Below are 7,952 nucleotides of genomic sequence, written 5' to 3'. Positions count from 1 at the left end.
GCCCGCGCGTCCCGGGGCCGACACGGCCGAGATCCTCGCCCGCTGGGGGGTGGACGGCAGCCCGGCCGCCGCCGCAGGCGCCATTCCGACCGGCTGAGGCTCAGCCCGGCTCCGCCACTTCCTCGCAGCGCACGAAGAAGTTCGTGAGCAGATGCGGCCCGAAGGAATGGACCATCGGCACGTCCGCCGCATCCCGCCCGCGCGCGATGACGATGCGGCCGATCCGGCGCTGGTTGTTGCGCGGGTCGAAGACATGCCAGCGGCCGCCGAGATAGACCTCCATCCAGGCGCAGAAATCCATCGGCCCGCCGGGAGGCACGCCGATGTCGCCCAGATAGCCGTTGATGTAGCGCGCGGGGATGTTCAGCGCGCGGCAGAGCGCGATGCCCAGATGGGTGAAGTCGCGGCAGACGCCCACCCCCTCCTCCCACGCGCCGTAGGCCGTGCGGAACGAGCTTGCGGTGGCATAGTCGAAGCGGATGTGGCCGTGGGCAAAGTCCGAGATCGCCTGCACCCGCGCCCAGCCGGGCGTCACCTGGCCGAACATGTCCCAGGCGAACTGGCTGATCCGGTCGGTCTCGCAGTAACGCGAGCCGAGGAGGAACGGCAACACCTCGTCGGGCAGCTCCGCCACCGGCGTCTCGGCCGCATCCCAGTCTTCGGGATCCGGCGTGCCCGGATTGTCGATCACCCCGCCGCCGGTCAGCCTCAGGGTGCCGGCGGGAGCCACCAGCCTGCGGCAGCGGTTGCCGAACATGTCGCGATGCACCGTCATCGGCACCGGAGGATCGGCCTCCGCGGTCTCGGGGATCCGGAGCGCCCCGCGCTCTTCGTCGCGAATGTCGAGGAGGCAGATCAGCGGCGTCGGGACCTCGCACTGCAGCGAGATGTCGTAGCCGAACCTTATCAGCATGGCCTGCCCCTTTCCTGGTCCAGGCTGCGGCACCCCGTGGCCGCGCGCCCGGTTCCGCGACCGGACCCGCGAAAGCGGCGCCTGCCCGCAGAAGCGGCAAAAGCTGCGGAAAAGAGCGGCGATTGCCCGTCAGGTGCGTTTGAGGCGGATGACCACGTCGACCCGGCTCAGTTCGGCGCCCTGCGGCAGTTCGGGAATGCGGCAGATCTCGAGCTGGTCGGCCGGGGCGTCGAAGAGGTCGGCCGTATCTTCCCAGTAGAAGTGGGGATGGTTGTCGACGCGCGTGTCGAAATAGCTGCGCGCGCCATCCACCACGACCTCCTGCATGAGGCCCGCTTCGCAGAAGGCGCGCAGCGTGTTGTAGACGGTGGCGAGGCTGACCTTGTCGTTGGACTGGCCGGCTGCGGCGAAAAGACTTTCCGCCGTCACATGACGGTCGCGACCGTCACCGACCAGAAGCGCCGCCAGCGCCACGCGCTGCCGCGTCGGGCGCAGGCCACCCTTCGCCAGCCAGTCGGTGCCGCGTTCGATTGCCGATCGTGCCATCGTTCCATCTGCCATGAAATGCATCTTATCCCATTGCAGGCGCAAAACTCAAACGGAAAGACCCATGTTTTTCTGGAGGCCCGCTGCCCCGGTGACGCAGGGCGCCGCCCTTGCCAGCCCTTCCGTGCGGGTGCTAAGGGGAAGCGGTTGACCAAGGGACGGACGGGAGAAAAATGGCGGACTATCCGACGAGCTTCGACAAAGAGGCGCTGCTGGCTTGCGCGCGGGGCGAGCTCTTCGGGCCTGGCAATGCCCAGCTGCCGCTGCCGCCGATGCTAATGATGGACCGCATCACCGACATTTCGGCCGATGGCGGGCTGCACGGCAAGGGCCATGTGGTGGCCGAGTTCGACATCCATCCCGACCTGTGGTTCTTCGAATGCCACTTCCCGGGCAATCCGGTCATGCCGGGCTGCCTCGGGCTCGACGGGCTCTGGCAGCTCACGGGCTTCAACCTCGGCTGGCGCGGCTGGCAGGGCCAGGGCTTCGCGCTCGGCGTGGGCGAGGTGAAGCTCTCGGGCATGGTCCGTCCGGACCGCAAGCTCGTCACCTACCACGTCGATTTCACCCGCGTGATCGACCGCCGCCTCAAGATGGGCGTGGCGGACGGCCGCGTCTTCGCCGACGGCGAAGAGATCTACAGCGTCAAGGACATGAAAGTCGGTCTGGCCGCTGCGGCCTGATCGAGGGGGAGGAACACCGATGCGCCGCGTCGTCATCACCGGGATCGGCATCGTCTCGCCGATCGGGAACAATGCCGCCGAAGTGGAAGCGAGCCTGCGCGCCGGCCGCTCGGGCATCTCCTTCTCGGAGGAATATGCCCACCACGGCTTCCGCAGCCAGATCCACGGGATGCCCGATCTCGTGCTCGAGGACCATATCGACAAGCGCGACCTGCGCTTCATGGGCCCCGGAGCCGCCTACAACTTCATCGCGATGGAGCAGGCGATCAAGGATTCGGGCCTCGAGGCCGCCGAGGTCTCGAACCCGCGCACCGGCCTCGTGATGGGCTCGGGCGGGCCTTCGACCTCGAACTTCTTCCAGGCCCACAAGATCGTCATCGAGAAGGGCTCGCCCAAGCGGATGGGTCCCTTCATGGTGACGCGCTGCATGAGCTCGACCAACTCGGCCTGCCTTGCCACCCCCTTCAAGATCAAGGGCGTGAACTATTCGATCACCTCGGCCTGCTCCACCTCGGCCCATTGCATCGGCAACGGCACCGAGCTGATCCAGATGGGCAAGCAGGACATCGTCTTCGCCGGCGGCGGGGAAGAGCTCGACTGGACGCTCTCCTGCCTTTTCGACGCGATGGGGGCCATGTCCTCGAAATACAACGATGCGCCCGAGACCGCCTCGCGGCCGTTCGACGCCACGCGCGACGGGTTCGTGATCGCGGGCGGCGGCGGCGTGGTCGTGCTGGAAGAGCTCGAGCATGCTCTGGCGCGCGGCGCGAAGATCTATGCCGAAGTGACCGGCTACGGGGCCACCTCGGACGGGGCCGACATGGTGGCGCCGTCGGGCGAAGGCGGCGAGCGGTCGATGCGGCTGGCGCTCGGCACGCTGCCCGAGGGGCGCCGGGGCGATTACATCAACGCGCACGGCACCTCGACGCCCGCGGGCGACGTGACCGAGGTGCGCGCGATCCGGCGGATCTTCGGCGAGGGCAAGGTTCCGCCGATCTCCTCCACCAAGTCGCTGACCGGCCATTCGCTGGGGGCCACCGGCGTGCATGAGGCGATCTATTCGATCCTGATGATGCAGGGCGACTTCATCGCGGCCTCGGCCAACGTGACCCAGCTCGATCCCGAGATCCAGCCGGGCGAGATCGCCACCACCCTGCGCGAGGGGGTCGAGATCGACTCGGTCCTGTCCAACAGCTTCGGCTTCGGCGGCACGAACGCCAGCCTGCTCCTGAGCAAGTTCAACAACTGAGGTCGCGGCGATGGCCGATCTGATGAAGGGCAAACGCGGTCTGGTGATGGGGGTCGCGAACGACCGCTCGATCGCCTGGGGCATTGCACGCGCCCTGGCCGCCGAAGGTGCCGAGTTGGCCTTCTCCTATCAGGGCGAGGCGTTCGGCAAGCGGGTCGAGCCGCTCGCGGCGTCGGTCGGCTCGGACTTTCTCGTCGATGTCGACGTGATGGACGATGCCTCGCTCGACGCCTGCTTCGGCGCGCTGAAGGATCGCTGGGGCACGCTCGATTTCGTGGTCCATGCCATCGCCTATTCGGACAAGGCCGAACTCGCCGGACGCTTCATCAACACCTCGCGCGAGAACTTCCGCAATTCGCTGACGATCTCGTGCTTCTCCTTCATCGACATCGCGCGGCGCGCCTCGGAGCTCATGCCCGAGGGGGGCGCGCTTCTGACCCTGACCTATCAGGGGTCGAACCGGGTCACGCCCTATTACAACGTGATGGGCGTGGCGAAATCGGCGCTGGAATCGGCGGTGCGTTATCTCGCCAATGACCTCGGGCCGCAGAAGATCAGAGTGAATGCGATCTCGCCCGGCCCGATGAAGACGCTCGCGGGGGCGGCCATCGCGGGCGCGCGCGCCACCTTCCGCCACACCGAGGCCAACGCGCCCATGCGGGCCAACGCGACGCTCGAGGCGGTGGGCGGCACGGCGGCGTGGCTCGCCTCGGACTATGGCGCCTGCACCACGGGCGAGATCGTCCGGGTGGACGGCGGCTATCATGTGCTGGGGATGCCGCAGCCCGACCATCTCTGACGCCCGGGGAGCGCTCGTCAGGGCGCGTCCGGGATCCTGAGGACGGCCCGGCCCGCGCGCGCGGGCTGTCCTCTGCAGCCCCTGCCCCGAGACGCTCGCGCAGCGGTGGAGGGAACGGCAGGCCCTGCCGCTCCGTTTCCTGTCCATGCGGCCCGGCCGCACCATCGGACAGCGAGGGAGCCCCATGCCCCAGTCGATCTACGTCAACCTGCCCGTCGCGGACCTCGATCGGTCCGTCGCTTTCTATCAGTCGCTCGGCTTCCAGCTCGAGGAGGCCTTCACCGACGAGACGGCCGCCTGCATCACCATCTGCGGCGCGATCCGGCTCATGCTGCTCACCCATGCCCGGTTCGACCAGTTCGCCACCCTGCCGCGCGCAGATCCGCGCACCACGACCTCGGTGCTGCTCGCCCTGTCACGCGACAGCCGCGACGCGGTGGACGATCTTCTGAACGCGGCGCTCGGGGCGGGGGCGACGGAGCCCAAGCCCGCGGACGACCACGGCTGGATGTATCTGCGCACCCTGCACGACCCGGACGGCCATGTGTTCGAGATCTTCTGGATGGATGCGGAAGCGGCCTCGGCCGCGGACAAGATGCCGAGCGGCTGACAGGCGGCCCCTGCGCGCCGGCTCTCGCGCAGGGACTCTGACCTCTGCCTGACGCGGCCTCCCCGGGCCACGGCACGCGGCACCGGAGGCGCTTGACCTCCGGCGCCGGACGCGAGACATGCGCGCCGGGGCCGCGCGCCGGACCCTCATGCGCAGAGCCGAGCGGCGGCGCCCCGGTTCCTTCCCGACAGGCGGCGGACCGGCCCCGCCGGCCGTCCAACGGGGAGAGACAATGACACTGGCCGACCAGCTGCGACGCGCCGAGCACGACCGCTCGGCCCTGATCGAGGAATCGATCCTGCCCACCCACCTCAACCAGCGCCCCATCGGCATGATCGGCTATGGCTGGATCTGGGGCGGGATCGCCGTCATCATCGCCACCTACTCGCTGGGTGCGGCGGGGGTCGGCGGAGGCGTGCCGCTTGCCACGGTGATCCTCACCATCTTTGCGGCCAACCTCACCATCGGCGCCTTCATGCTGCTCACGGCCGACATCGGCACCGAGCATGGCGTGCCCTTCGCGGTCTATCTGCGGGCGCCCTTCGGCATCCACGGCACCCACCTGCCCTCGCTCTCGCGCGGGCTGGTGGCGGCGATGTGGTTCGGCATCCAGACCTATCTCGGCGCGCTGGCCCTGAACGGGATCGGCGAATATGTCCTCGGCGTCTCGAACTGGTTCGTCTGGTATCTCCTCTTCGGCCTGCTCCAGATCGCGAGCACCATGGCGGGCATCCGCTCGGTCGAGCGGCTGGCGGCGCTGGCCGCGCCCGCCATCATCGCCATTTCGGTCTGGATGTATTTCAGCCTCGAGGGGATCGCTGAGACCAAGGGGCTCAACATCTGGACCTTCCGCGCCGAGGGGCAGATGTCGCTGCTCGCGCTCTTCATCGCCAACCTCGGCTTCTGGTCGACGATGGCCATCGACATCCCGAACCTGACCCGCTTCATCGCGGTGAAGCCCGGCGCGCGCGGCTTTCTCAGCCGCAACCGGGCGGTGTTCCTGGGCCAGCTCGTGGCGCTTCCCGTCACTCAGGCGCTGGTTGCGGGCATCGGCGGGGGCTCGTTCATCGCCACCGGCAACTGGAACCCGATCGAGGTGATCCAGGGGGATGCGCAGGGCCTCTCGCTGCTCACGCTCCTCCTCCTCGTCGTGCTGGCGCAATGGTCGACGAACAACTCGGCCAACCTGATCCCGGCCGCGCTGACCTTCGTCAACCTCGCGCCGCGCCGGATCGACTACCGCATCGGCGTGGCGCTGGCGGGTGTCGTGGGCACGCTCTGCTTCCCGTGGGAGATCCTGAACAACCTCTTCACCTTCCTCGGCTACTGCGGCGCCTTCCTGCTTTCCATCGGCGGGATCATGGTGGCGGATTACTATGTCCTGCGCGGCCGGCGGCTGAACGTGCCTGCCCTCTACGACCCGCAGGGCCAGTATCGCTACGCCGGCGGCTTCAACCTCGCGGGCCTCGTGGCCTGGATCGTCGCGGGGGCGGCGGCGGCCTGGTGGTCGGACTATTCCGTCTTCGTGGGCTTCCCGCTGGGCGCCCTCCTCTATCTCGCGCTGATGAAGCTCGTGGTGCTGCCGCGCCATCCGCAGCCCGAGATGGCCGGGGCCGAAGGCTTCCTCGCGACCTCCGAGGGGGTGAGCTGGGCCTATCTCGGCGGCGGCCAGTTCACCCGGCTGCGTCCCGGCGAGACGGCGGGCGCCGTCGTCCCGCGCGAGGATCTGTAACGCGCGCCGGGGGCGGGCCCTCTCACCCGTCCCCCGCGATCATCGCCCCGAGAAACCGCGCGCAGACGAGCAGCAGGAAGCAGCCGAAGCTGCGCGCGAGCCACTCCTTCGACAGCCGGTGCGCGAGCGCCACGCCGAAGCGCGTGGTGAGGATCGAGGTCGGGATCGTCAGGAGGAAGGTCGCCACCGAGACGAAACCCAGCGCATCGGGCGGCAGGTCGGGCCGGCCCCAGCCCGCGATCATGTAGCCGATCGTGCCGGGTATGGCGATCAGCACGCCCACGCCGGCCGCGGTCGAGACGGCGCGGTGGATCGGCACGCCATGGAGCGTGAGGATCAGGTTCGAGACCGCGCCGCCGCCGATGCCCATCAGCGCCGAGACGAGCCCCACCACCGCGCCGTAAAGGCGCAGGATCGCGCGGCGCGGCAGGCCCTCGGACAGCCGCCACTTGCCCCCGGTCAGAAGCTTCGTCGCGATGACCAGCGCCACGCAGACGAAGACGCCCTGAAAGAGCCGCGGCGGCGCGACGCTGGCCAGCGCCGAGCCGAGCGCCACGCCCATGAGGATCGGCAGCGCCCAGACCTTCAGCAGATCCTTGTCGACCGTGCCGCGCTGCAAATGCCCGTAGGCCGAGACGAGCGAGGTCGGCACGATCACCGCGAGCGAGGTGCCGACGGCGAGCGGCATCGCCACTTCGGGATCGTGGCCGAGGAACCGGAAGACCTCGAAGAAGACGGGCACCGAGATCGCGCCGCCGCCGATCCCGAACAGCCCGGCGAGGAACCCCGTCACCGCACCCGCGGCGGCCAGCGCCGCGATGAGCGCGAAGATCGTGCCCGAGGAGAGAAGCTCCATCACCCTTCGGCCGTCCGCCGCGCGAGGCTTGCGCCGTCGAACCGGCCGAGGCCCGCCTCCAGCGCCGCCCGGTAGCGTTCCTCGGCGGCGGCAGAGAGCGGCAGCGCCGCCCCCTCGCGCTCGGCGAGGGCCAGCGCCAGATGCAGATCCTTGGCGAGGCCGGCGATGTCGAAGGTGCCGCGCTGATCCGCCCCTTCCAGTGTCTCGACCACCACCTGGGCGCGGTTCTTCAGCACCGCCGGGCCGCCCGAGCTTTCGGCCATCAGGCCGATCGCCTGCTCCGCCGGAATGCCCGCCCCGCGCAGGAGGATGAGGCTCTCGCCCAGCGTCTGCCAGTAGAGCGCGAGCGGCAGGTTCACGGCGAGCTTCATCCGGGCGGCGGCCCCTGCGGAGCCCAGATGCTCGACGCGGCGGCAGAGCCGCTCGAGCACCGGCCGGGCCCGTTCGAGGGTCTCGGCCGCCCCGCCCGCAAAGCCCAGAAGCTGGCCCTTCAGCGCCGGGGCCACGGTGCCGCCGACCGGACAATGGAGGAACTGCGCCCCGAGCGCCGTGGCCTGCGCCTCG

9 protein-coding genes are annotated in these 7,952 nt (G+C 69.3%); 5 read left to right on the top strand and 4 right to left on the bottom strand.

Features of this window, described 5'->3' with window-relative positions:
- Positions 1–100: 100 nt before the first annotated feature.
- Positions 101–913 carry a transglutaminase-like domain-containing protein gene (locus A9O63_RS16655; RefSeq protein ID WP_069332936.1) on the bottom strand — a complete coding sequence of 271 codons (813 nt, stop codon included), beginning with the start codon at positions 911–913 and terminating at the stop codon, positions 101–103.
- A gap of 129 nt (positions 914–1,042) precedes the next feature.
- Positions 1,043–1,483, bottom strand: coding sequence for a Fur family transcriptional regulator Irr (gene irr, locus A9O63_RS16650; protein ID WP_069332935.1), 441 nt, complete (start codon positions 1,481–1,483; stop codon positions 1,043–1,045).
- A gap of 149 nt (positions 1,484–1,632) precedes the next feature.
- Here irr and fabA point away from each other — a divergent pair, with 149 nt between their 5' ends.
- The 5 genes from fabA (at position 1,633) to A9O63_RS16625 (ending at position 6,532) form a co-directional block, all read left to right on the top strand.
- Entirely contained in the window at positions 1,633–2,142 is a 510-nt protein-coding gene (gene fabA, locus A9O63_RS16645) for a bifunctional 3-hydroxydecanoyl-ACP dehydratase/trans-2-decenoyl-ACP isomerase (protein ID WP_002723732.1), read from the top strand.
- Between the two features lie 19 nt (positions 2,143–2,161).
- Positions 2,162–3,391 (top strand): beta-ketoacyl-ACP synthase I, encoded by a 1,230-nt coding sequence (gene fabB / locus A9O63_RS16640; RefSeq protein ID WP_069332934.1) that lies wholly within the window; start codon positions 2,162–2,164, stop codon positions 3,389–3,391.
- 10 nt (positions 3,392–3,401) lie between these two features.
- Positions 3,402–4,190, top strand: a complete 789-nt coding sequence (locus A9O63_RS16635; RefSeq protein WP_069332933.1) for an enoyl-ACP reductase FabI — start codon at positions 3,402–3,404, stop codon at positions 4,188–4,190.
- A gap of 184 nt (positions 4,191–4,374) precedes the next feature.
- Positions 4,375–4,800 carry a VOC family protein gene (locus A9O63_RS16630; protein WP_069332932.1) on the top strand — a complete coding sequence of 142 codons (426 nt, stop codon included), beginning with the start codon at positions 4,375–4,377 and terminating at the stop codon, positions 4,798–4,800.
- 232 nt (positions 4,801–5,032) lie between these two features.
- Positions 5,033–6,532, top strand: a complete 1,500-nt coding sequence (locus tag A9O63_RS16625) for an NCS1 family transporter (RefSeq protein WP_069332931.1) — start codon at positions 5,033–5,035, stop codon at positions 6,530–6,532.
- Positions 6,533–6,554: 22 nt separating this feature from the next.
- Here A9O63_RS16625 and A9O63_RS16620 read toward each other — a convergent pair whose 3' ends face one another.
- A complete protein-coding gene (locus tag A9O63_RS16620; protein WP_069332930.1) occupies positions 6,555–7,388 on the bottom strand; it encodes a sulfite exporter TauE/SafE family protein in 834 nt (277 codons plus the stop codon).
- On the bottom strand, positions 7,388–7,952 hold a 565-nt coding region (locus A9O63_RS16615), incomplete at its 5' end, for an NAD(P)-dependent oxidoreductase (RefSeq protein WP_141703105.1). The genes A9O63_RS16620 and A9O63_RS16615, both read right to left, overlap by 1 nt.

The sequence above is a fragment of the Cereibacter johrii genome, from assembly GCF_001720585.1.
GTDB classification, from domain to species: Bacteria; Pseudomonadota; Alphaproteobacteria; order Rhodobacterales; family Rhodobacteraceae; genus Cereibacter_A; species Cereibacter_A johrii.
This window is presented reverse-complemented; position numbering and strand designations above follow the sequence as displayed.

What these genes read in the sequence shown, in the direction of transcription:
- A9O63_RS16635 (WP_069332933.1), top strand. Translation starts at nt 3,402, where the DNA reads ATGGCCGATCTGATGAAGGGCAAACGCGGTCTGGTGATGGGGGTCGCG.
- fabA (WP_002723732.1), top strand. Translation starts at nt 1,633, where the DNA reads ATGGCGGACTATCCGACGAGCTTCGACAAAGAGGCGCTGCTGGCTTGC.
- A9O63_RS16625 (WP_069332931.1), top strand. Translation starts at nt 5,033, where the DNA reads ATGACACTGGCCGACCAGCTGCGACGCGCCGAGCACGACCGCTCGGCC.
- irr (WP_069332935.1), bottom strand. Translation starts at nt 1,483, where the DNA reads ATGCATTTCATGGCAGATGGAACGATGGCACGATCGGCAATCGAACGC.
- A9O63_RS16655 (WP_069332936.1), bottom strand. Translation starts at nt 913, where the DNA reads ATGCTGATAAGGTTCGGCTACGACATCTCGCTGCAGTGCGAGGTCCCG.
- A9O63_RS16630 (WP_069332932.1), top strand. Translation starts at nt 4,375, where the DNA reads ATGCCCCAGTCGATCTACGTCAACCTGCCCGTCGCGGACCTCGATCGG.
- fabB (WP_069332934.1), top strand. Translation starts at nt 2,162, where the DNA reads ATGCGCCGCGTCGTCATCACCGGGATCGGCATCGTCTCGCCGATCGGG.
- A9O63_RS16620 (WP_069332930.1), bottom strand. Translation starts at nt 7,388, where the DNA reads ATGGAGCTTCTCTCCTCGGGCACGATCTTCGCGCTCATCGCGGCGCTG.